This window comes from Thermaerobacter sp. FW80 (assembly GCF_004634385.1).
Taxonomy (GTDB): Bacteria; Bacillota; Sulfobacillia; order Thermaerobacterales; family Thermaerobacteraceae; genus Thermaerobacter; species Thermaerobacter composti.
This window is the reverse complement of the sequence record NZ_CP037895.1, coordinates 1501588-1524875: the sequence shown is the minus strand read 5'-3', so window position 1 is coordinate 1524875 and position 23288 is coordinate 1501588. Positions and strand designations below refer to the sequence as shown.

Below are 23288 nucleotides of genomic sequence, written 5' to 3'. Positions count from 1 at the left end.
ACGGCCCTCCTCTCAGGTCAAGGCGACCCGTGGCCGAGCAGTCGCCGGGCCGGGATCGACCGTAACAGACTATAGGCCGGGTTCAATTCCCCTGCGCCAGCAGCAACCGGATGTCCGCCTCGATGTCCTCGGCGGTGAAGCCCAGGGGATAGAGGAGGCGCTGGCGCCCTTCCTGGTCGATCAGGTACACCTGGGCCGGGTGGGCTACCGCGTACTTCATGGAGCTCTCAGGCAGCTCGATGCGCTCGGGCTTCACGCCGTAAGCATCCCACACGGGCCGCAGTTGCTCCCGCGTCCCCGTCAGGCCGACGATGTGCCGGCCGAACTGGGGCAGGTGCTCCCGCAGCCGCTCGGGCGTATCCCGCTCGGGGTCCACGGTGACGAACACCATACGGACGCTGTCAGCATCGTCCTGCAAGCGGTCCGCCAGCTCCCGCCATACGGCCAGAGTGGCCGGACAGACGTCGGGACAGTAGGTGTAGCCGAAGAAGAGCAGCACGATCTTGCCGCGCTGGTCGGCCAGGCGGAAGGTCGAACCATCGGCCGCGGGCAGGGCGAAATCGGGCGCCGGCTGCGGATCCAGTAGGGTCATGCCGCGAAAGCCGCCCTCGCCCTTGCTGTCGCCCGAGCCGGCCGCCGGCTCGGGGGCCGGCGTCGCGGGGCCATTGGGGCGCGGATCCCAGCCGGCTCCCGTTTGCAGCACCACCAGGGCCACGACGGCGACCACCGCCAGGCCAGCGAGTGCAAGCCACCATCGCCTGCGCATCGCATCGCCCCCTCGCCACCGGTAGCTGGGCGCACGGGTGCTCCCCATGGGGCACCCGGGTCACCACGGGTATCGCCACCGGGGGATCTGCCGCCGACTCCAGTGTAAGCCCGGTCGCTCACGGAGCGCATCCGGTTCTGGCCCGATGGAACGAGTTGCCATAGACTACGTCGTGGTCCATCATCCTTGTGTGGCGCACGCGGTGGGAGGAGTGACGCAGTGGCCGGCAGCACCGGCCACGGTGAGGCGTTGCGGTTCATGGGCGAGGATCGTGCCAGTCCGGAGCATAGCATGACGCCCGCATCCGGCGCGGGCACGCCGCTCCCCGGTGCCTCCACCGGAACCGGACGGTCCGGCGCCCCTCCCTCACGTCTCGGCCGGCCGCGCCCGGCCCGCGGCCTGCGCCCCCCGCTGCCGCCGGTCCCGCTCGGGCACCGGCACCAGGAGGGTCAGCAAGAGTCCGATGACCGGCAGCAGCACCATGGCGGACAGGGTCGCCTCCAGGCCCCAGCGGTCCGCCAGGGCCCCCAGGGCGGCGGCCCCGATGCCGCCCAGGCCGATGGAGAAGCCGGTGTTGAGCCCCGAGGCCACGGCCACATGGCCCGGCATGAAGTCCTGGCTCATCACCAGGGTGATGCTGAAGGTGGCCACCAGGGCGAACCCGGTGGCCGCCAGCAGCGGCAGGGTCGCCCAGGCCGGTCCGTGCACCAGCGCCCAGTGCAAGGGGATCAGCGCCGCCATCGACGCGATCAGCACCGTCCGCGTCCCGATCCGGTCGGCCAGCGGCCCTCCCACCAGGGTCCCCACGGCCCCCGCGGCCAGGAAGACGAAGAGCAGCACGCCCGTGGAGACCCCGTCGGCACCCGCCTTCTCCAAATAGAGGAACGGCATCAGGCTGAGGACGCCGAACTGCAACCACGACCGGACGCCCACCACCCCGATGAGGAGCGCCTCGGCGAACCAGTTGGGCGCAGCCGCCTGCCCCGCACTCGCCGCGGACGCAGACCCCGCCCCGCTCCCCGTCCCGGTGGCGGGCCGGTCCCGGCGCGCCGCGCCGGTCGCCGGCTGCGCGTCTCCGGACGACCGTTCGCCGCTCGCTGCGACTCGCCCCCTGCCCGACGGTCCCGGCGGCGCCGCGGTCCCCGAGGCGATAGCCGCCGGGTGGCGCACCGCGCCCGCGGCGGCCTCCCGTTCCCGCCGCGCCATGCCCGGCAACGCGGCCATGGCTGCGACGGCCAGCAACGCCGCGGGCAAGACCAGCCAGGCGAGGCCCTCCGGTCCCCAGGCGCGCACCAGGGCGACGGCGACCACCGGTCCCAGGGCGAACCCCAGGTTGCCCCCGACGGAGAAGATGGACATGGCCGTGGCCCGCTGTCCCCCCGCGACGCCGCGGGCCGCCCGGGCCCCCTCGGGGTGGAAGAGGGCGACGCCGATCCCGCACAGGACCGCCGCCAGCAGCACGCCCTCATAGCTCCGCGCGAACCCCACCAGCGCCAGCCCCGCCGCCGCCAGCAGGGGCCCGAACGCCACCAGCCAGCCCTGGGGCCGCTTGTCGCTCCAGTACCCGAAGAGCGGCTGGATCAGCGACGAGGTGATGTTCAGCACCAGCAGCACCACGCCCAGCTGGGCGTAGGTCAGGCCGTAGTCCTCCTTGAGCTGGGGCAGCAAGGCGGGCATGCCGCCCTGGTTGAGGTCGGTGACCAGGTGGGCGATGCTGAGCAGCACCAGATAGCCGAGGGCGCCTCGCACGACGACGGTCGCCTCCTCCGCCCGGCGGATGGCAGGTCGGCTGGGGAAGGATGCAGGATACTTCGCGACCCGAAGGATGTTCCCTCCCGCCGACGCCAGGCCCTAGCCGCCACAGCCCAACGCGAGCCGCAGCCGGTCCAGGTTCTGCTCCAGCAAGGACAGGTAGTCCCGCCCCGCCTGGCGATCGGCCGCGGTCAGCGTCTCGAGGGGATGGACCTCGAGCAGCCGCGCCCCGGTCTCCCGGGCCAGCGTCGCGGCCGCCCCGGCGGCGCCGGGTTCGACCACGATGTAGGGCAGGCCCCGTTCCCGGACGAACGCGGCCACCGCCGCCAGTTGCCGCGGGCCCGGCTCCCGCTCTTCCGCGAAGCCCTCGATCGGGATCTGGACGAGCCCGTAGCGGTGGGCCGGATAGGTCAGGAAGGCATGGCTGACCACCAGCTCCCGCCGCGGGCAGCGGGCCAGCTGCCGGTATTCGGCAGCCAGCTCCTCCAGCCGGCGGGCGAGCGCCTCACCGCGCCGCAGGTAGACGGCGCGTCCCGGGGGATCGGCCCGCCCCAGGGCGTCGGCGATGGTGCGCACCTGGCGGGCGGCCAACGCGGGATCCAGCCACACATGGGGATCCGGTGGGGTGTCGGCGGCGCTCCCCTCGGCGTGCCCGTGGTCCCCATGCCCGTGACCGTCCCGGTCGGCCGGGGCGCCGGCGGATCCGCCCCCCGCTCCCAGGACCCGCGTGGCGGTGCCTGCGGGGACCAAGGGCAGGCCGGCTGCCGCCTCGACGTCGATCCGCCCCGAGCGGCCCGCGGCCTTCAGCAGCCGCGGGACCCACGGCTCCAGCCCCGCGCCGTTGTAGATGAAGACCCGCGCCTCCGCCACGGCCCGCACGTCGGCCGGGCGCGGCTCCCAGTGGTGGGCGTCGGCGCCGGGCGGGATCAGGGCGGTCACCGCCACCCGGTCGCCGCCGATGGACCGCGCCATGTACTCCAGGGGGTAGAAGGTCACCACCACCGGCAGGCGCGCCCGTTCCTCCGACGAACCCGCACGCCCCGGGGCGGCCGGGCCGTCACCCCCGCCCCGGGGCCCGCAACCGGCGGCCAGCGCGGCCAGCGCCATGATGAGGGCGACCAGCAGCCCGCCGACCCACCGCCCCCATCCCCGCCGCCCCCGTCGGCGGCGGGATTCGCCCCGCGCAACCACATCCGGCATCGGCAGCGGCATGCCGTCCCCTCCCTCTTGCCTTTCCTGAGCCCACCGCGGGCATCGGGGCCGCGCCGTCCCGTGTGCTCAGCGGGCGCCGCGCCCGGGCTGCCGCCTGGGCCGGCCGCGGCTCTCGGGCCGGGCGCTCGCCCGGACCCCTGCCGGCGTTGGACCCGGCTCCTCGCCTGCGTCCACCGCGGGTGCCGCGCCCGGGCTGCCGCGGCTCCTCCCCTCAGGCCGGCCCCAGATCGGGCCAGAGCCGGCGCGCCGCCAGGGCGCCCAAAAGCAGCACCACAGCCGCCAGCACCACCGTGGCGCCCGGCGGCAGGTTCAGCCAGTATGCCACCACCAGCCCCGCCCCCACCGCCAGCTGGCCGAACAGGACGGACAGGCCCAGGGCGGCCCGGAAGCTGCGGGCGACCTGCAGGCTGGCCGCCACGGGCAGCACCATGAGCGACGAGACCAGCAGCACCCCCACGACCCGCATGCTGGCCGCCACGGCGGCGGCCGCCATCATCGTGAAGAGGCCGTTGAGGGCCCCCACCGGCAGGCCGGTGACGCGAGCCAGCTCCTCGTCCAGGGTGAGGGCCAGCAGGTCGCGGTAGAGCACCGCGACCACCCCCAGCACCGCCAGCGTCAAGCCGGCGATCAGCGTCGCGTCCGCCGGGCTGACGGTGAGCACGCTGCCAAAGAGGTACGCGAAGAGGTCGATCCCGCCCGTCCCCCCGAGGCTGAAGAACACGGCCGCCAGGGCGACGGACGCCGCCAGCGTGATGGCCACCGCCAGCTCGCCATGCCGGCGGTAGCGGGCCCGCAGCGCCTCCATGGCCGCACCCGCCGCCACGGCCAGTCCGAGGGCCGTACCGGTGGGGTACACCCCGAGCCAGAGCCCCCCGGCCAGTCCGGCCAGGGCGACGTGGGCCAGCGCGTCCCCCATGAGGGACAGGCGTCGCAGCACCAGGAAGGTCCCCACCACCGGCGCCAGCAGCGCCACCAGCGTGCCGGCCATCAGGGCGCGAACCATGAAGTCGTACTGGAACAGCTCCTTCACGCCGGCCATCGCCCGTCCTCCCTCCGCCGACGCCCGCCCGCGCTCCGCCGCTGGCCCTCCTCCCGCCGGCCCGGGCAGGAATCGGTCGTCCGACGCCCCCACCGGCACGACGGCAGGAGTGCCCCGCCGCCAGCAGGGCTGCCGGCAGCCGAGGACGCCCTCCGCCATCGGGGCCGCGGGGCGCATGCCGGCGCCGCGCCGCCCACCGGCTGCCGGCGACAGAGGGAGTCACCGACCGCCACCTCGGCTCGCCACCGGTCCAGACAGCGGACGCCGCCGCGCTGCCGCCGGTCACCCATTCCCCCTCGGGCGGGTCGAGCCATCAGTGCCGGTGACGCACGGTGGTCACCGGGAACCCGTAGAGCTCGGCCATGGTCCCCGGCGCCAACCGCTCGGGGGGCCCGTGGAAGAACAGGCGCCGGTTCAGGCACGCCAGGGTGGTCACCTCGGCGCTGACGACGCCGACGTCGTGGGAGACCAGGATCACCGTCAGACCGTCGCGTTCCCGCAGCTCCCGCAGCAACCGGTAGAAGCGGTCCTGTGTGGCGGCATCGACGCCCTCCAGCGGTTCGTCCAGCACCAGGAGCTCCGGCCGGCCGACCAGCGCCCGGGCCAGGAAGACCCGTTGCTGCTGGCCGCCCGAGAGGCGGCCGATGGGACGCCCCGCCAGGTGCTCCATGCCGACCAGGGCCAGGGCCTCCCGCGGCGACCGCGGTCGCGCCGCGGCGGACGCGCGGCCGATGGCCACGAGCCCCGTGGCCACCACCTCCTCCACCGTGGCGGGAAACCCACCGGCCAGGGCAGCCGGTCGCTGGGGGACGTAGCCCACGCGCCACCACTGGCGAAAGGCTCGCACGTCCTGGCCGAAGAGGCGCACCCGGCCGCGGGTGGGCGCGAGGAGACCGAGGAGGACGCGGAGGAGCGTGGTCTTGCCCGAGCCGTTGGGACCCACCAGCCCGAGGAACTCGCCGCGTCGCACCGTCAGGGAGACGCCGTCCAGCACCGGGTCGGCACCGTGGGCGAAGGCGACGTCCTCGAGCTCGACCACGGCGGGGCCGCTCGAACCGGGACGGGTGGCCCCCCCTGGCTCGCCCGCCGGGGCGCGTCGACCCCCGCTGCCGGCGTGCCGCTCGGCGCCCCGGTCGCCCGCAGGCGCGCCCGCACCGTGGACCGGTTCGTCCGGCGCGGGTCCAGGCTCGCCGCGGTCGCGTCGGGCATGACCCAGGCTGGACGCCATGGCTCGGGCCTCCGCCTCCGACTCGCGATGTGGAATCGGAATATTCCGAACTAGTAATAGCGGCCAACACCCCGGCCTGTCAAGGGAGCAGGCCACCCCGCGGGCGCCGGTGGACACCGGGTCCGCGGCCGACGGACCCGATGGCTCGCCCTGGCCTGGGCGCAATCTTTGACACCGGAGGCCGTCACCGCTAGATTGGAGGTGACGAGGGGACGACGAAACGGGGACGACCGGCAGCGAGCCATTTCGGAATATTCCGATTTCCAACCCGGGTCCAGCGGGACGCCGACTCCCGCCCCACCGGGTCGGCGGCTGTGGAGGTCGGGGCACGGTGAACTTCCAGCGGGCGGTCCAGCGGTTGAAGGAACGGGGGCTGAAGGTCACCCCGCAGCGCCTAGAGATCCTCCGGGCGGTGATGCGGGCGGGTCGGCCCGTCACCGCCCGGGAGGTGACCGACGCGGTGCGGGCCCGTCATCCCAGGGTCAGCCTGGACACGGTCTACCGCAACCTGACCCTCCTCACGCACTGCGGGCTGATCAGCCCCGTCAACCTGCAAGGCCGGGACGGGACCCGCTTCGAGTACCAGGGGGATGACCGCCACCACCACCACTTCGTCTGCGTCGCCTGCGGGCAGTCCTTCTGCGTCGAGTGGTGCCCGACGGCCACCCTGCACGCCGTCCCGACCCAGGACCCCGGGTTCCGCGTGGTGGGACACGCCTTCGAGGTCTACGGCTATTGCAGCCGCTGCCAGCCGGCCGGCTGAGGGGCGAAGGGGGCCGGCCTCGCGACGCTGGCGCCGGCGGCAAGCCGCGGGCATCGGCGGCGGTGGGGCGGGCGAGTCGCCATCAGGCGGGCGATGCGCCATCGGGCGGCCGGGTCACGGGCCGGGCCGAAGCCGCTCGACCACCTCTTCGGCGAGCCGGCGCAGCCGGTGGGCCCGCGCACCGTGGAGCCCCTCCAGGTGCCGTTCCAGGTCCCGAGCCAGGTCGACCATCTCGTGAAGCTGCGCCTGGACCGCATCCCAGGCCGCCGCACCGGCCTGCCCACCCAAGGACTCGTCCTCGCCGGCACCCCGGGGTGCCTCGTGGGCGTTGCCGCGTTCGTCCGCCATCGTCGACCCTCCTCCTGAGCGGCCACGACCGACGGCCTCCTTGCCGACCGCGTCCGGGCCGCCGTCCGGGAAGCACGCGTCGGTGCACCCGCACCGGAGCGGCCATCGCCTTGCCAGCGTGCCCGGACGCCACCGAGGTCAGGATGCGCCGGCCGCCGCCCCGTCATGAACGACCCGCACGACGACCATGGCGGTGGGCGCACCGCGACCTTGGCGGGTGGGCCGCGCAGGTTGCAGGCCCCGGAGGCGACTGCGCGCGGGGCGGGACGCCCACATGCCGGAGGAACGCGACGGCCCGGCGGCGGTTCCGCGGAACCGCCGCCGGGCCGCGGGCGCGTGGCCCAGCGACATCCGCCGAGTTGCTCGCCTCCAGCCACCAACCGACTGCTCGCCCCGGCGTCCCCCTCGCCGTCGCCAACGCCCTCCGTCCGCCGGGGCCCCGGCGGGAGCGCCGTTCCCTGCGGGTGCGCCGTTCCCCGCGGGCCCCGGACCCCTCAGGCGCTGGCCAGCTTCCGCGCCAGCTCCTGCAGCTCCCCGGGGTCGATACCGGGCACGAAGCTCTCCGGAACCTCCGCCAGCTCGGGCACGGGCCCGCCCTCCGGCGCGCCGTCCACCACCTCCAGCTGCCCGCCGTCCGGTGCCGTCCCCTTCCAGATCCGCGCCACCTCGCGGAAGTCGTCCGGGCTCAGCCGGTACAGCTTGCGGTGGATCCCCATCGCCTCGAACTTGCGCGCCTCGGGGAACTTGCTGTTGTCGATGTCCGGGATCGGCAGCATCCGCGCCACCTCGACCCCCGTCAGCGTCTCCAGCGCCCGCGCGTACGCCAGCACGTGCACGCCGCCCCGCACCAGCAGATAGCCGATCATCTCCCGCGCCACCGGGTTCGTCGTCATCTCGTAGACCCGGATCTTCTGCAGCCGCGCCCCGCACTCCAGGAAGAAGTTGTGCAAGAGGTCCAGCACCAGGTTACCGCTGGAGAACACGTAGTCGCCGCTCCAGGGCGCGCCCATGGAGTTGCCCACCAGCGCCGCCTGTCCCGTGGCGATGAAGTGGTGGGTGTTGCGCAGGTCCTTCGCCACCGCCAGCGGCGCCGTCTCCGGCGCACCCGGCCGCGTGCTCCCCTCCAGCAGCAGGTTGATGGTCGCCGCCACCAGCTCGATGTGCCCCAGCTCCTCCGTGGCGATGTTGACCAGCAGGTCGTAGTAGGGCCGCAGCTTCTCCCGCCCGCGGAAGTTGAAGGACTGGTAGGTGTAGTTCATCAGCGTCGACATCTCGCCGAAGCGCCCGCCCAGCAGCTCCTGCACCGCCGCGGCGGCGTTCGGGTCCGCCTCCTTCGGTCGCGGCAACTCCACGGCCAAGCGGTCGATGCGCAGGAACACGCTCTCTCCCTCCCACCGGCAAGCTGCGGGCGGCGGTCCCGCAGCTCAGGCCGTCATCCGTCGGTGCCGGACGGCGGCGCGATCCCGCGCGCGGCGTTCGCGACGGCCGCGGGAAAGCCCCCAGCGCCGCGGTCTCGCCCCGGCCGATCGCCGCGGGAGCCGCCGTGCGGGCCAGCCGATCCGGACACCGAGCCACAGGGCCTGGGTCAACAACACCTCCAGGACCGTGGACGCGATCCTGCACCAGCAGTCGCCGCCGGTCCCGGTCTCCCCCTGCACCACCGGCCCACCTCCTCTGCCGCCTGGACGGGACCGCCGCCCAAACGTGGCCCGCCAGGCCCGGTGGGACCGCAGGGTCCCAGGCCTGCCCCCCAGGGCTGCCACCGGCGCCCGCCGCCCGCCGACCATGCCGGCGGGTCGGGACGCCCGGGGCGGCCCTCACGTCGGGCGGTGGACGGGAGGACCGTCCGCCGCCCATGGAAACGCAGCGGCTCCCGGCGGTCGCGGGAGGCCCGCGTTCACGCGGGAGGCCCGCGTTCACGGATCAGGCCGGCGGGTGCCGGGGTTGGCGTGCGGCGCGAAGCCACCCTCGTGGGACCCGACCCTGGGGAGCGCCACCAGCGGTGGGCTGCCCCGGGTCGCGTCGATCGTCACGGGCGGGACGTGCCGCCCGGCCATCGCGCCCATGATGCGCTCATGGTGGCGCCGACGGCCACGGCGGTCGCGTCGACGGCCGCGGCGGTCGACGGGGTCGGTTCAGGCCTCCACGTCAAGCTCCGGGACGCCGGGGCCCATCAGGTCCGCGAGGACCGACAGCTCGGGGATCTCCGGCCCCATCAGGTCCGCGAGCACCGTCAGCTCCGGGATCTCCGGACCCATCAGGTCCGCCACGGTCGACAGCTCCGGGATCTCCGGACCCATCAGGTCGGCATGGATGCCCTCAGCGGCGTCGGCTGCTGCCACCCCACCTCCACCCCCCGCGAGGATCGCCCACGTCAGCGCCACCAACAGGGTTGCGCCGACCGTCCAACGAACCCTCAACACGTCCTCACCTCCCGCGGGCGATGGGCGTTGGCAAGTCCATCGTGGACCCGGGCGATAGGAACACGGCGTGCCGGTCGTGCACCCGGGTGACCTGGAAGCCGCGCACCAGCGCCCCGGGGGACCACCGCGCCGAGCGAAGGGAGGGCCGGCCCGTGATCGGCGACCGCATCCGGGCCCGGCGCCGGGAACTGGGCCTGACCCAGGAGCAGCTGGCGGCCGGGCTCTTCGACCGCTCCTACATCAGCCGCATCGAGGCCAACGAGGTCGTCCCGCCCCTGGCGACGCTGCGCCTCCTGGCCGAGCGCCTCGGCAAACCCGTGGGCTTCTTCCTGGGCGAGCAGGACGAGTTCGCCCGCCGCCGCGTGATCCATGACTACGTCCAGCGGGGACGCCGCTACACCCGTCAGCGGCGTTTCGGGGAGGCGGTGCGGGCCTTCCGCATGGCCCTGGAACTGCTGGAGCAGGACGAGGACTCGCCCCTCCTGCTCTCGGTCCAGGTCGACCTGGCCTACGCCCTGGCCTGTCTCAACCAGGCGGACGAGGCCGGCCGGTGCCTTTTCGCCGCCCTCAACCTCCTGGCCCGCGTCCCCCTGGATCGCTGCCCGCCGGGGACCACCTTCCGCCTCCACTACACCCGCGGCAAGCTGGCCTTCCAGCGGGACGAACTGGCCGTCGCGGCGGAGGCGTTCCGCCTGGCCGCGTCGGCCGCGAGCCGCCCCGCCGACCGCATCCGGGCCCACGTCGCCCTGGCCAGCACCCTGTTCCGCCAGGGGCACTACCGGGAGGCCCTGGCGTACTACGCCACCGGGTTGCCGGACCGCGAGCGGCCGCCGCGCGCGGCCCCGCCATCGGGTCGCGGGCATGCCCAGGGTTCCCGTACGGAGGCGGCCGCGTCCGCAACGCCCGGAGACGCCCGGGGGTCCCTGGTGGAGCCGGCCGCAGCCCCGACGCCCGGGAACGCGCGTTCCCGCTCGGAACCGGCCCCGGAACCGGCCGGGGTCCCGGCGGCACCCGGGCAGGCTGGCGCCGGCGGGGTCCCGCCGGCGAGGGCATCCGCCCCCGCGCCCGTGCCGGTGCCGGTCCGCCACCTGCCCCGCACGCTGATCGCCGCCTGCCACCATGGGGTGGGCGTCTGCTACTGCGCCCTCAACCAGCTGGACCTGGCCGCCTACCATCTCGAGCGGGCCATCCAGCTGTACCGGGGCCGGGACCCCGCGCGCGTGCTGACGGCCACCCACGATCTCGGCGTCGTCCAGGCGCGCCAGGGGGCGTGGAGGCTGGGTCGGCAGCGCCTCCGGCAGTGCCTGGCGCGGTATCGCCGCATCGGCCGCCTCGACGGCGTGGCCAGCGTGCTGGTGGACCTGGCCAACCTTGAGCTGGCCGCGGGACGCCACCGCCGGGCGCTGGTGCTGGCGCGCATCGCCCGCTGCCGCGCCCGACAAGCCCAGCGACCGCGCCTGTACCTCAGTGCCATGGCCGTCGAGGCGCGCGCCCTGGACGCCCTCGACCCCTCCGCCGCCCGGGCCCTGGATGGGGTCGTGCGAGACCTGCGGGCCCTGGGGTGAGCAGCGCAGCGACGCCCCGGGACGTCGGCCCGGCGCGAACGCTCCCCTCGGTCCCGGCGTAGACTGGGACCGCGGCCGATGCCGGACCCGGGGAAGGACGGGGACCCCTTGCGTTCGCCGCGTTGCCGCCGTCGGAACCGCGACCGCGCGGTGCCGGCTCCTGGTGCCGGTGCCATCCATGCCGCCCCGCGGCGGGATCGTCGACGGGAGCCCAGGCCCCATCGCCAGGGCGGCGCCCGCGAGGCCGCGGGCGCCGCCCTGGGGCTGCTGGCCGTCGCGCTCTTCAGCCTCACCCTCCCCGCCACCCGGGTGGCCCTGGAGCACCTCCCCGGCGAGCTGGTGGGCCCCGGCCGGTCGGCGGGCGCGGCCCTGGCCGCGGCCCTCGCGGCCCTCACGGTCCGCGGCCGCGCCGCCGCGCCCGGATCCCCCCGGGGACGCCCCGCCGTCCGCACGATGGCCCGCTGGCTGCCTCCCCCGACCGCATGGCCCTCGGTCCTCGTGGTGGCCGCCGGCACCACCGTCGCCTTCCCCTGGCTCTCGACGCTGGCGCTGACCCAGCTCCCGGCAGCCCACGGGGCGGTGCTCCTGGGACTGCTGCCCCTGTTGACATCGGGACTCGCCGCGTTGCGGGCGGGGGAGCGGCCCTCGGCCCGGTTCTGGTTGGCGGCGATGGTGGGAAGCGGCGTGGTGGTGGGATTCGCCGTGCGCCAGGGGGCCGGTCGCCCCCACGCCGCCGACTTCCTGATGCTGGCGGCCGTCGTGCTGGCCGCCGCCGGGCACGCGGAGGGCGGCCGCCTGGCGCGGCGTCATGGCGGGTTCCTCCCCATCGCATGGGGGCTGTGGGCCGCCCTGCCGCTCACCCTTGCCGCGACCTGGGGGGCGATCATCGCCGGGCCTGCGGCCCCGTCCGTCCCGGGACCCCCTTCCTCCGGGCCGGCGCCGATGGGGTCCCCACCCCTCTCCGCCGCTGCGGCGACGGCAGCCGCCCGGCCAGGGTGGGACCCGGCGGTGCGGGCCTGGCTGGCCTGGCTCTACATCAGCGTCGTGACCCAGTTCGGCGCCTTCATCCTCTGGTACCACGCCATGGCCCTGGCCGGGGTGGCGCGGACCAGCCAGTTGCAGCTGCTGCAGCCCTTCCTGACCCTCTTCGTCGCCCACGCCGCCCTGGGCGAACGGGTCGACGGGGTCACGGTGCTCGCCGCGGTCGCGGTAGCCCTGGTGGTCGCGGTGGGACGCCGGGCTCCCGTCTACCCCGCGGAGCGGCCGGCGCCGGCCACCGATACGGCGTCGCCCCCACCCGGCGGCACCGCACCCTCGCCGCCCCGGCTCCCCCAGGACGCCGCGCGCCCGGCCGCCGCTGCCCCACCCCAGCCGCGCTCCCGCTGGCCGTAGGACGCGCTCGTCCAAGAGGAGGACCGGGCCGCCTGGCGAAGCAAGGGATGGGGGCCGCGGCCGGGCACCGGCCACGGCCCCCGCTCCCGTGCATCCGGTGGAAGCCACGGGCGTCGAGGGTGAGGAGGCGGTCCATGGAGACCATCGACCCCGCCCGCGTCCAGCGGGCCCTGCAAGCGTACGTCGGCGACGCGGTGTACCTGCACCTGGAGACCACCCACGGCGCCTACACCCGCGGCGGTTTCGGCGCCTTCGCGCGCAACGTCCGGGTTCACCTGGAGGCGGCCGCCGTGCGCGGCCGCGGCCCCTACCGCGTGGGTCTGCGGGTGATGGGCGGCTGGGTCTACGCCGAGGGGCTGACCCACTGGTGGCAAGAGCCGGATCGGGTCCTCCTGGAGGGCCATGACGACGAAGACCGGTTGACCGTGGTGCTCGAGGTGGCGCGACGCCCGTTCCCCTTGGCGACCGACGGGGGGACCGCCGACCGGCCGGCGACCACCTTGACGCCACGGCAGCCGCCGGAGGGCGAGCGGGAACCGGCGCCTGCGCCGGAAACGATGCCGGTGACCGCCACGGACCCGGTCCCCGCCCCGTGGGACCGACACCTGGTGGTGGTCCTGGCCCACCCGGACGACGAGTCCTTCGGCGCCGCCGGCACCATGGCCCGGGCCGTGCGGCAGGGCATCGGCGTCACCATGGTCTGCGTCACCGCCGGCCAGATGGGCCGCCGCGTCGGGCGGCCGCCGCTGGCCAACCGCGAGTCCCTGGGGCCGCTGCGCATCGAGGAACTGCGCCGGGCCATGGCGACCGTCGGCGTCACGGACGTCCGCGTGCTGGGGGTCTGGGACAAGACCGTCGAGTTCCAGGATCGCGCCCAGCTGGCTGGGCGCATCCGCGCCATCCTGGAGGAGACCGGCGCCACCACCGTGATCACCTTCCATCCGGAGTTGGGCGGCCATCCGGACCACGACGCCGTCGGCGCTGCCACGGTGGAGGCGGTGGCCGCGCTGGGCCGGCTGCGGCCGCGGCTGCTGTTCGTCAAGGGCCCCTTGCGCGATGCGGATCCCGGCCTGCCCGTGGTCACCGTCCCCATCGCCGAGGTGCGCACCCTGAAGGAGGCCGCCTTCCGCGCCCACCGATCCCAGACCACCGGGTGGGACGAGCGGCTGCGGCAGGACGAGGAGATGGCCCGGCGCTTCGACCAGCTCCTCCGCGAGGAGAGCTTCTGGGTCGCCCCGTACGATGGCAACGGGCGCGGGCGGTCGGGGCCCGTCGCCGCCGAGCCCTCTTGAAAGCTGCCGCCCTCCGAGGGGCTGGCGGCCGCAAGGCGCCCTGCCCCCCGCTGCCGACGGCCTGCGCCCGCCGGCCGCGAACGCCCCGGGACTCCGGCCGTGGACGCGCCCCGCCTCCGGCGCAGGATGGCCGGGCGGCGGCGCCGACCCGGGCCCACGCGCCAACGCAGGCCCTGACGCGGGGCGACGGACCAGAGGCCAACCCCGCGCGGCCCATCGGACACCCAGACTCGCCGTGGCCGTCCGGACGCCGTCGGCCACCGCGCCTCGGGAGGACCGAGTAACAGCCAGTGCGTTACTCATCGTCTCTCGTCCTATGCCATCCCCTCGTCGCAGGCCGATCGGTGCTTGCACGACGCCTCCCTTTGGTTTAGCATGGGAGATACAAATCGAAACGGCAGGCCGAAGCCCCCTCCAGGGGCGCGGGGGAACCGTCTTCGGGGCGAATTCCCGGCCGCCGCGGCCGCCAGCGGGCGACCCCGCCGGCCCAGGGACGAGCGGACGCGACCGCCGCGTCGCGTCCTCCGTCCGCCGGGCACGCAGCGCGGGACCGCACTCCAGGCCGCGGCGACTCCGGGATAGGGCAGCCCGGCCCGAGCCCGTCAGCTAACCCCGTAGGCACGCGGGCGTTGCATGCACGCCATTCCCTGCCTACCCTGTCCCCCCTTCTGCGGCCGGATTCCACCGCCACGGAACCGACCGCCGCTTCGTTCCCCCGCGCCCATGCGGCCTGCCGCGGAGGGAGGTCGTTGCGTGAAGACCGCGGCACGGCGAGCGGCGGGTGTCCGCCGGCGCGCCCCGCGGGTCCGTCGATGGGCCCCGTCTCTCCTGACGCTGGTGGTCATCCTGGTGGCGACGGCATGCGGCAGCGGCGCCGGCCCCGGCGGCGGGGGATCCGCCGGGGGAGGAACCGGCCCAGCCGACGGTCCGGCGGGCGGTGGCGGCCCGTCCGGCGAGAAGCCCACCCTGGTCTTCGGCGACTTCAGCTGGGACAGCGTGCAGGTGCACAATCGCATCGCCGGGTTCATCATCGAGCAGGGCTACGGCTACCCCGTCGACTACAAGTTCGGCGACACCGTCCCCATCCTCCAGGGCCTGCAGGACGGCAGCGTCCACATCACCATGGAGCTCTGGCCCGACAACATCCGCGAGGCCTGGCAGAAGGCCGTGGACTCCGGTCGGGTCCTCGACCTGGGCCGGAACTATCCCGAGTCCCCGCAGGGGTGGTACGTCCCCGCCTACGTCGTCGAGGGCGACCCGGAACGCGGCATCGCGCCCATGGCCCCGGACCTGCGCACCGTCCAGGACCTGGAGCGTTACTGGCAGCTGTTCGAAGACCCGTCGGAGCCCGGCAAGGGCCGCTTCTACAACTGTCCCACCGGCTGGGTGTGCTCGGACATCAACCCCCAGAAGCTCGAGGCCTATGGGTTGACCGACCGCTTCACCGCCTTCAACCCGGGGTCGGAGGCGGGCCTGAATACCTCCATCGCCACCGCCTACGAGCAGGGCAAGCCGTGGGTGGGCTACTACTGGGAGCCCACGTGGATCACCGGCAAGTACGAGCTGATTCGGCTGGAGGAACCGGCCTACAGCGACGAGTGCTGGGAGAGCGACAAGGCCTGCGCCTACCCGCCGAGCCAGGTGCTGGTGGCAGCCAACAGCCGACTCGAGGCCATGGCCCCCGAGGTGGTCGAGTTCTTGAAGCGATACGACACCACCCTGGAACAGACGGCGGCCGCCCTGGCCTACATGCAGGACGAGAACGCCAAGCCGGAGGAGGCGGCCGTGTGGTTCCTCCAGACCTACCGCGACTGGGAGCAATGGGTGCCGGCCGACGTGCGCGACCGGGTCGACGCCGCCCTGGAGGAGGTGCGGTGAGATGACGGCTCCGACGCCGACGAAGGCGGCTCCCGCGGTGCCGGCCTCGCGGCCTGCCGCAACCGCGGCCCGGCAGGGCGGCCGCGACGGCCGGGGCGACGGCGGGTCCGACGGCCGCCGCCCCGTCCTGCTGGCGGTGCAGAACCTGTGGAAGATCTACGCGCGCCACCACCGCCGCATCGACGTCCGCGACCCGGAGGCGGTGGCGCGGGCCGAGTCCCAGGGCGCCGTGGTGGCGGTCCGCGACGCCACCCTGCGGGTGCGGCGCGGGGAGATCTTCGTGGTGATGGGGCTCTCGGGCAGCGGCAAGTCCACCCTGGTGCGGTGCCTGCTGCGGCTGGTGGAGCCGACCGCGGGCCGCATCCTGGTGGACGGCGAGGACGTCACCGCCATGGACGCCCGGCAGCTGACCGCCTTCCGGCGCCACAAGGTGGCCATGGTCTTCCAGCACTACGGGCTGCTGCCCCACCGCACCGTGCTGGAGAACGTGGCCTTCGGCCTGCGCCTGCGGGGCGAACCCCGTCGCGTCCAGCTCGAGCGGGCGCGGGCCGCCCTGGCCCGCGTCGGCCTGGAGAAGTGGGCGGACCGCCACCCGGCCGCCCTGTCGGGCGGCATGCGGCAGCGGGTCGGCATCGCCCGCGCCCTGGCCCGCGACGCCGACCTGCTGTTGATGGACGAACCCTTCAGCGGGCTGGATCCGCTCATCCGGCGGGAGCTGCAGGACGATCTGCTGCGCCTGCAGGCGGAGCTCCACAAGACCATCGTGTTCATCACCCACGACCTGCAGGAGGCGTTGCGCCTGGGCGACCGGCTGGCCATCATGAGGGCAGGCCGCATCGTCCAGGTGGGACGGCCGCGGGAGATCATCCAGCACCCGGCCGACGACTACGTCCGCCGGTTCGTCCGGGATGTGCGGGAGGCGGCCGCCCTGGCCGGGGGCACGCTCCGGGCGGCCGCCCTGGAGCCCGTGGGCGCGGAGGGGGGATCCGGCCTTGTTCCCTGAGGCCCTGGAGTTCCACGTCGCCCCCTGGATCCAGGACGGCCTGACGTGGCTGGTGGACCGGGGGGGCGGGTTCTTCCACGGCGTCTCCGTGGCCATCACCCGCTCGCTCAACGCCATCGAGGCCGGTCTGCTGGCGGTGCCCTGGTGGGCCTGGGTCGGCGGGGTGCTGCTCGCCGCGTGGGCCGTCACCCGCCGCCCGCTGACGGCGATGACGCTGGCCGGGCTGATGATGGCCATCGGCGCCTTCGGCTACTGGGCGGCCGCCATCGAGACGCTGGCGATGGTCATCGTCGCCGTCGCCCTGGCGGTGGCCATCGGCCTGCCCCTGGGCATCGCCATGGCCGAGTCCCGCCGCATCCACGCCCTGGTGCTGCCCGTGCTGGACGCCATGCAGACCATGCCCAGCTTCGTGTACCTGATCCCCGTGATGATGCTCTTCCAGGCCCTCGGCCCGGTGCCGGGCACGCTGGCGACGGTGGTGTACGCCCTGCCGCCGGTGGCGCGCCTGGTGGACCTGGGCATCCGCCAGGTGCCCGCCGACGCCCAGGAGGCCGCCCAGGCCTTTGGCGCCACCCGGTGGCAGCTGTTGTTCCAGGTGCGGCTGCCCCTGGCCCTGCCGAGCATCATGGCGGGGATCAACCAGACGACGATGATGGCCCTGGCCATGGTGGTCATCGCCAGCATGGTGGGCGCGGGCGGCGTCGGTGAGGCCGTGATGCGGGCGATCCAGCGCGTCGACCCCGGTGCCGGCTTCGAGGCGGGCTTCACCATCGTGGCGCTGGCCATCGTCATGGACCGGCTGTCCCAGGGCTTGGCACGGCGGTGGCAGGTGCCCCGGACCGGATGAACCCGGCCGCCGACGGGCAATCCCGCCGCCGGCGGCGCTGCGCACGGCCGGTCGAGCCGCCACGGGTGGCGGCGTGGACGGGGAGTCCGGCCGTCATCCGCCACGGGATGAAGCCGGCCGTCGCGGACGGCGTGAAGCCGCCAACCGCCCACGGGACGAGGCCGGCCGCCCCCTGCCGGGCACCGTCCGGGCATCCCCCTCCTTCCCCGGCCGCAGCGGCGCGACTGCGAGGAGGTGGTGGCGGTGTCCCTGGTGGTGGTCGCCAACCGGGAGCCTCTGCGGCAGGAACGGGGCCGATGGGTGCCGGCCGTGGGCGGGCTGGCCACGGCGCTGCTGCCGGTGCTGGAACGGCGAGGCGGCACCTGGGTGGCGTGGGGGGAGAAGGAGGCCGACGCCGTGCCGCGCCTCGCCCATCCGCCCGAGGCACCGCGCTTCACCGTGCGACGGCTCCACGTGCCCGCCCGGGAGGTGACCGGCTCGTACCACGGCATGGCCAATCGGGTCCTCTGGCCCCTGGCCCACTACTTCCTGGAGCGGGTGGAACTCCGCCGCGCCTTCTATGCCGCGTACCAGGCCACGAACCGCCGCTTCGCCGAGGCGGTGCTAGAGGAGTGGACCGATCCCGCCACGCCGGTGTGGGTCCACGACTACCACCTGATGCTGGTGCCGGCCCTGCTCCGTGCCGCCCGGCCCGGCGCGCGCATCGGCTTCTTCTGGCACATCCCGTGGCCGCCGCCGGAGGTCTGGCAGGTCCTCCCCTGGACGCGCCAGCTTCTCGAGGGCGTGCTGGGCGCCGACCTCGTGGGCCTGCACACGCCCGAGTACGTGGCCAACTTCCTCGCCACCTGCCGCACGTTGCCCGGGGCGGTGGTCGACGGCCGGCGGGTGCGCTGGCAGGGGCGCGAGATCCGCGTCGAGGCCCACCCCATCGGCATCGACACCGCCCGCTTCGCCCAGTGGGCGGCGGAGCCGCGGGTGCGAGAGCGGGCCCGGCGGATCCGCCGCATGGCCGGGACCCCGCTGGTCGTCGTCGGCATCGACCGGCTGGACTACACCAAGGGCATCCCCGAACGTCTGGCGGCCTGGGAGCGTCTCTTCGAGCGGTATCCCCAGTGGCTCGGCCGGGTGACCCTCTACCAGATCGCCGTTCCCAGCCGGACCCGGCTGCCCTCGTATCGCCTCCTCAAGCGCCTGGTGGACGAACAGGTCGGTCGCATCAACGGCGCCTACATGCGGGACGGCTGGGTCCCCGTGCACTACCTCTACCGCGCCTTCACGCCCCGGGAGCTGACGGCGTTCTACCTCGCCGCCGACGCCGCCCTGGTCACCCCCCTCCGGGACGGCATGAACCTGGTGGCCCAGGAGTACGCCTGGGTGACGGAGAATGGGGTCTTAATCCTCTCCTCGCTGGCCGGGGCGGCCGCGGTGCTTCCCGAGGCCGTGGCGGTGAACCCCTTCGACGTCGACGGGCTGGCGGACACCCTGCACGAGGTGCTCACCTCCCTGGCGGACGAACCCGGCCGACGCCGATGGGACGCCCGCCGGGCCGCCCTCAAGGAGCGGGTGGCCGCCCTGGACGTCCACCGCTGGGCGGAGCGGTTCCTGGCGTCCTTGGAGGGCAGCCCGGTCACCCTGGCCGGCGCGTCCCCCGGTTGAGAGGCCGGCCCGCGGGTCACCCGGCACCCGGCCGAGGCGTGGAGGTGCACACCACCGGACATGGAGCAGCCCCATCCCATGGGATCCCCGCGCACCCGATCGGACGCCGTCGGCCCCCACGCCGGACCCGCCGCAAAGGACGCAGAGACCGCGGCGGCGGGCCGGCGGGATGGACGCGCGGGCCAGCGGCGTCCCGGGCGGGGCATCGGCCCGGAGGCGGTGGCGGGTGCGGCCGCCGGCGACCTCCCGCCGGTGGTGGTCGCCGGCGGGGGCATCGTGGGCACCGCGGTCGCCTTCGTCCTGCAGCGCTCCGTACCGGTGGTGCTGGTGGAGGAGGGCGACTTCCCCGGGCTGGGCGAGACCCGGGACGCCGTGGGCATCCTCAAGGCCGCCGTCGGGCACCCGGTGCTGGACGCCTTCGCCCAGTGCACCTGGGCGTTCGCCGTCGCCCAGCACCGCCACCCCCGCTCCCCCCTGCGGCTGACCTTCGCCCGGCTGGACGGCCATCCCGGCCGCGCCGCCTTCGTCGATCACCTCCTGCTGCTCGACGCCATGTACCTGGCCGCCCGGCGCGCCGGGCTGCGGCTGTTGACCCGCACGCGGGTGATGGCGCCGGTGCTCGCCGGGGACCGGGTGACGGGGGTCCGGGTGGCCCGGGCGGGCGGGGGCCCACAGGCGACCCGTCCCGCCGCCGACCGTCCCGCCGGTCATCCGGTGGAAGGATGGGACGACGTGGTCCCCGCCTCCGCGCTGGTCCTGGCGCCCGGTCCGCGGCCGGAGAGCCTCGCCATGGACGGGCTGCCCCGCGGGTTCGCGAGCCGGTTCGTCCCCGTCAAGGACGTGGTGATCCCCTTTCGCTTGCCGGCCACGGTGGAGACCCCACCGGCGGTGTTCACCCGCCGCTCGCTGATCTGGCGCTTCGCCCTCGGGATCGAGGCGCGGACGCTCTTGGCCGCGGCCCGCCTCGAGGGCGACTGGTCCCCGCCCTCCTTCGACGAGCTCGTGGCGCTGGTGGAAGACCTGGTGGAGCGGTTCGACCTGACCGCAGAGGCCCAGCTCGATCGGGTCCGGACCCTGATCGACCTGCGCGGCCCCGACGGCCTGCCCTTCGTCGGCGCCGTCGCCCCGTGGGGGGGCGCCCGAGGGCTGTTCGTGGCTGCCGGCTTCGGGCTCGAGGGGCTGTCGACGGCCCTCGGCGCCGCCCATGCCATCGCGGCGGCCGTGCTGGCCGACCTCGCCGATCGCCGCCTGATCCCCGGCCGTTGAACGACCCTGCGACGGCCGGCCGACGACCCCCAGAAGGCGGCGCCCCCGCCCGAATCCGGTTGTGGTGAACCGTTCTGGGGGAACGGCGTCGCGGTGGGGGACAGGGGGCGCCGTCCCGGCCCGCGGGGGGACGTCCCGCTCCCGGAGGTTTCTCCCCTCGCCCCGCCCGACCGGCCGGACGGTCGGTCCAGGCGGCCACCGATGCGGGTCCCACACCGGCCACCACGGGCAGGGGCGCGAGCCCCTGTGGTCCGCCGACCGCCGGCCGCTGGGCCGGGGCCGGGCGCTCCGGGCCGCGGTTCCCGGAACGCCCGGCCGCGGCCCGCGCTCCCGGTCGCGGCTCGCGCACCCGATCCCGGCCCGCGGAGCTCCGGACCGAGGTGCCGGAGCTGCGGGCCGCGGGCGTCGTCCGGCTACCGTCGCCGGTGGCCCCACCCGCCCTTCCCCCGGTCAGCGGTCCATCCTGCGGGAAGAAGGGGGGTGAGTGGATGAAGGGCGCCCGCAGCGGTGGCCGGCGCACTCCATGGCGGGTCGCCCTGCGCCGCGCCGGCGGCGACGCCATCCCACCCCGGCCCGTCGCTCGCGGGCGGGGTGGACGGGCGCGCTGCGCCGGTGGGGCGCGACCGCCGTCCGCACGACCGCCGTCGCGGATCGCGGGGGTGGCGGCGGTGGCGCTGCTCGCCCTGGGTCCCCTCGCCGGCGCGGCCGGCGCAGCCGGTGCGGCGGCCCCTGGACCTGCGGACCTGGGCGATCTCCTGGTCCCCGACCGCTACTTCGTCGTGACCGCGGACGAACTGGTGGGCCGCGACGCCGTCATCCTGCCCGCCTCCGGCCCCGGCGCCGGTCCCTTCGACGTGGTGGTGCGGTTCGCGTCGGCCGACATCCGCGACCTGGCCCTGACCCAGGAGCTCGGCCGCGACGGCCCCCCCTACCTTCAGATCACCAGCCGCGGCGTGGCCCGCGTCACCGACGTGGCGCTGCGGACCGACCTCCTCTCGCTGGTGGGCACCATCCCCGGGGCCGTCAAGGCGACGGACCCCATCGCGTTCGTCCTCGACCTGCTGCAGCGCGGCGGGCGGGTGACCCTCCGCGTCCGGGACGTGGGCATGCGGGCCACGTGGATGCACAGCGGAACCGCCGTGCTCCCCGACGCGACCCTGCGGTTCGTCCACGATCCCGCCGACCTGGCCCAGCGGGAGCGCATCGACCGGGTCCGTCGCCAGGCGGATCTCCTCCACCGCCGGTACCGCGATGCCCACGGCCTCGACGACCTCCGGGGCCGGCACCGGTCGTCCGAGGGTTCCCAGCGGCGCCCGCCCGGTGCCTCGCCCGAAGCGGCCCCGGGCGCGGCACAACCCGGTTCGGGTTCGCCACAGCAGCCCGCCGCGGGCACCGGGGAGTCGCAGCCGGCGCCCCCCGGTCCGCCGTCTCCGCCGGACGCCGGGCTGCCACCTGCCGCCCGAGCGCTGGTGACGTGCCTGGCCCAGCGGCTCCATCGCGATCCGCTGCCCCTCGTGGACCTGGAGGCCCTCCGTCAAGGTCGGTGGGATGCGGCCCTCGAGCGGTTGCGGCCGCTGGATCCCGCCGCCGTGTTGGCGTGTCTGGGGGAGGGTACGGGCGCGCCGCCGCCTGACGGGGGGACCTCGGACGGGGCCTCGCGCCATGCCGGCGGCGGCGCCGAGGACGGCGCGGTCCCGCCGCCGCAGCGGTCCCTGCCGCCGAGGGACCCGCTCCTGCCCGAGCTCGGTCCGCCGCTGACGTGCGTCGCCGGCGCGCTGGATCGGCCGGTCCGCGACCTGGCTCCGTTGGCCGGTCGCGCCCTCCGCACCGGCGTCGACCTGCTGGCGGCGCTGGTCGACGAAGGACTGCTCCGGGCCGCGGCGGCTCCCGCCGCGACGCTCCGGCTGGCCGATGCGTGCGGCCGCTTCTGGCCGGACCTCCGGCGACTGGCAGATCGGCTCGACGGCCCACTCCCTCCACCGTCGTCGGCCCAGCCCGGCGAAGGGGGCGGCGACGCCGAGGGAGCCACCCCGGGTTCCGAGCCCGGGGACGCGACCCCGCCGCCGTCTCCCGACGGCCCTGACGCCAGTCGGCGCCAGCGGGGGCTGCTCCCGCGGCTGGGCGAGCTCCTCGATGCGCTGGGCCTGGGGATCTCGCTCGGCGGGGAGCGGTGAGCTGCCCCGGGATCGACCGTCCGGCCCCGAGCGCCCAGGGGTACGCGGGAACCGCGATCACGAGGAGGGAGGCGCCATGCCCCACGTGGCCACCACGGGGACCTTCTCCTGGAGGCGCTTCTTGGTGACCTTCGCCATGTCCATGACGGTGCTGGCCATCATGCTCTTCGTCATGGCGTCCCAGGGGATCGCCCTGGCGGCGCCGCTGGCCGGCATCGGCGGCGTCGTGCTGGAGTTCGACCGCCTCGAAGGACAGGGCTTCCAGCTGCTGCCCGTCACCAACGACACCGACCGGGCCGCCGGCGTCCCCATGGCGCGGGCCAAGATCGACCGGCTGGTGATCACCGACCTGCACATGTACAAAGACCTCAAGGTCGGGGGCAAGACGGTCCGGGTGAGCATCACCGCGTCACCGGTGGAGATCAGCGGGCTGGTCCAGGACATGACCTACCAGCAGGCGGGATCCATCGCCTTCACCCAACAGACCGTCGACGAGCAGCGCGGCGCGAATCCCCTGTCGATGACGGCACCGGGCGTGGTCATCGAAGATGCCCGGATCATCGCCCACTACCTGTTCCAGAACAAGGCCAAGCTGCCCGGCATGAAGCTAGAGGTCAAGGTCATCGACTAGGTCATCGACGAGCCCGCCCCGCAGCCTGCCCCGCCGCCGTGCCGTCGCCGTGG

General features: G+C 75.0%; 19 protein-coding genes. 11 read left to right on the top strand and 8 right to left on the bottom strand.

Annotation, left to right across the window (positions count from 1 at the left end):
- Positions 1-82: 82 nt before the first annotated feature.
- The 5 genes from E1B22_RS06455 to E1B22_RS06435 form a co-directional block, all read right to left on the bottom strand.
- Positions 83-766 carry an SCO family protein gene (locus tag E1B22_RS06455; RefSeq protein WP_167758862.1) on the bottom strand — a complete coding sequence of 228 codons (684 nt, stop codon included), beginning with the start codon at positions 764-766 and terminating at the stop codon, positions 83-85.
- A gap of 366 nt (positions 767-1132) precedes the next feature.
- Positions 1133-2515: an MFS transporter gene (locus E1B22_RS06450; protein WP_135225009.1), complete on the bottom strand. Its 1383-nt coding sequence runs from the start codon at positions 2513-2515 to the stop codon at positions 1133-1135.
- A 102-nt stretch (positions 2516-2617) separates the two neighbouring features.
- A complete protein-coding gene (locus tag E1B22_RS06445; RefSeq protein ID WP_135225008.1) occupies positions 2618-3730 on the bottom strand; it encodes a metal ABC transporter solute-binding protein, Zn/Mn family in 1113 nt (370 codons plus the stop codon).
- Between the two features lie 211 nt (positions 3731-3941).
- Complete coding sequence (locus tag E1B22_RS06440; protein WP_135225007.1) at positions 3942-4769, bottom strand: metal ABC transporter permease; 828 nt, start codon at positions 4767-4769, stop codon at positions 3942-3944.
- A gap of 313 nt (positions 4770-5082) precedes the next feature.
- Positions 5083-5997 carry a metal ABC transporter ATP-binding protein gene (locus E1B22_RS06435; protein ID WP_243123192.1) on the bottom strand — a complete coding sequence of 305 codons (915 nt, stop codon included), beginning with the start codon at positions 5995-5997 and terminating at the stop codon, positions 5083-5085.
- Positions 5998-6328: 331 nt separating this feature from the next.
- On the opposite strand from E1B22_RS06435, the gene E1B22_RS06430 reads away from it, so the two are divergent.
- Complete coding sequence (locus E1B22_RS06430; RefSeq protein ID WP_135225006.1) at positions 6329-6760, top strand: Fur family transcriptional regulator; 432 nt, start codon at positions 6329-6331, stop codon at positions 6758-6760.
- A 114-nt stretch (positions 6761-6874) separates the two neighbouring features.
- On the opposite strand, the gene E1B22_RS06425 is transcribed toward E1B22_RS06430, so the two are convergent.
- From E1B22_RS06425 to E1B22_RS06415, 3 genes are all read right to left on the bottom strand, one after another.
- Positions 6875-7108: a hypothetical protein gene (locus E1B22_RS06425; RefSeq protein WP_135225005.1), complete on the bottom strand. Its 234-nt coding sequence runs from the start codon at positions 7106-7108 to the stop codon at positions 6875-6877.
- Between the two features lie 494 nt (positions 7109-7602).
- The gene (locus E1B22_RS06420; RefSeq protein WP_135225004.1) at positions 7603-8487 is read right to left on the bottom strand and encodes a manganese catalase family protein; all 885 of its coding nucleotides are present in this window, start codon (positions 8485-8487) and stop codon (positions 7603-7605) included.
- A gap of 756 nt (positions 8488-9243) precedes the next feature.
- The gene (locus tag E1B22_RS06415; RefSeq protein WP_135225003.1) at positions 9244-9528 is read right to left on the bottom strand and encodes a hypothetical protein; all 285 of its coding nucleotides are present in this window, start codon (positions 9526-9528) and stop codon (positions 9244-9246) included.
- Positions 9529-9683: 155 nt separating this feature from the next.
- Here E1B22_RS06415 and E1B22_RS06410 point away from each other — a divergent pair, with 155 nt between their 5' ends.
- From E1B22_RS06410 to E1B22_RS06365, 10 genes are all read left to right on the top strand, one after another.
- Complete coding sequence (locus tag E1B22_RS06410) at positions 9684-11096, top strand: helix-turn-helix transcriptional regulator (protein WP_167758861.1); 1413 nt, start codon at positions 9684-9686, stop codon at positions 11094-11096.
- A gap of 108 nt (positions 11097-11204) precedes the next feature.
- Positions 11205-12488: a DMT family transporter gene (locus E1B22_RS06405; protein ID WP_243123191.1), complete on the top strand. Its 1284-nt coding sequence runs from the start codon at positions 11205-11207 to the stop codon at positions 12486-12488.
- A gap of 134 nt (positions 12489-12622) precedes the next feature.
- The gene (bshB2, locus tag E1B22_RS06400) at positions 12623-13780 is read left to right on the top strand and encodes a bacillithiol biosynthesis deacetylase BshB2 (RefSeq protein ID WP_135225000.1); all 1158 of its coding nucleotides are present in this window, start codon (positions 12623-12625) and stop codon (positions 13778-13780) included.
- A gap of 753 nt (positions 13781-14533) precedes the next feature.
- Positions 14534-15658, top strand: a complete 1125-nt coding sequence (locus E1B22_RS06395; RefSeq protein WP_135224999.1) for an ABC transporter substrate-binding protein — start codon at positions 14534-14536, stop codon at positions 15656-15658.
- 1 nt (position 15659) lies between these two features.
- A complete protein-coding gene (locus tag E1B22_RS06390; protein WP_243123190.1) occupies positions 15660-16661 on the top strand; it encodes a betaine/proline/choline family ABC transporter ATP-binding protein in 1002 nt (333 codons plus the stop codon).
- The gene (locus E1B22_RS06385; protein WP_135224998.1) at positions 16651-17508 is read left to right on the top strand and encodes a proline/glycine betaine ABC transporter permease; all 858 of its coding nucleotides are present in this window, start codon (positions 16651-16653) and stop codon (positions 17506-17508) included. Before E1B22_RS06390 ends, E1B22_RS06385 begins: the two co-directional genes overlap by 11 nt.
- Positions 17509-17745: 237 nt before the next feature.
- Positions 17746-19164 carry a trehalose-6-phosphate synthase gene (locus E1B22_RS06380; protein WP_243123189.1) on the top strand — a complete coding sequence of 473 codons (1419 nt, stop codon included), beginning with the start codon at positions 17746-17748 and terminating at the stop codon, positions 19162-19164.
- 219 nt (positions 19165-19383) lie between these two features.
- On the top strand, positions 19384-20430 hold the full coding sequence (locus E1B22_RS06375) for an FAD-dependent oxidoreductase (protein WP_243123188.1): 1047 nt from the start codon (positions 19384-19386) through the stop codon (positions 20428-20430).
- A gap of 668 nt (positions 20431-21098) precedes the next feature.
- Positions 21099-22604 carry a hypothetical protein gene (locus E1B22_RS13870; RefSeq protein ID WP_167758860.1) on the top strand — a complete coding sequence of 502 codons (1506 nt, stop codon included), beginning with the start codon at positions 21099-21101 and terminating at the stop codon, positions 22602-22604.
- Positions 22605-22680: 76 nt separating this feature from the next.
- Positions 22681-23235: a DUF6230 family protein gene (locus tag E1B22_RS06365; RefSeq protein WP_135224995.1), complete on the top strand. Its 555-nt coding sequence runs from the start codon at positions 22681-22683 to the stop codon at positions 23233-23235.
- Positions 23236-23288 lie beyond the last annotated feature (53 nt).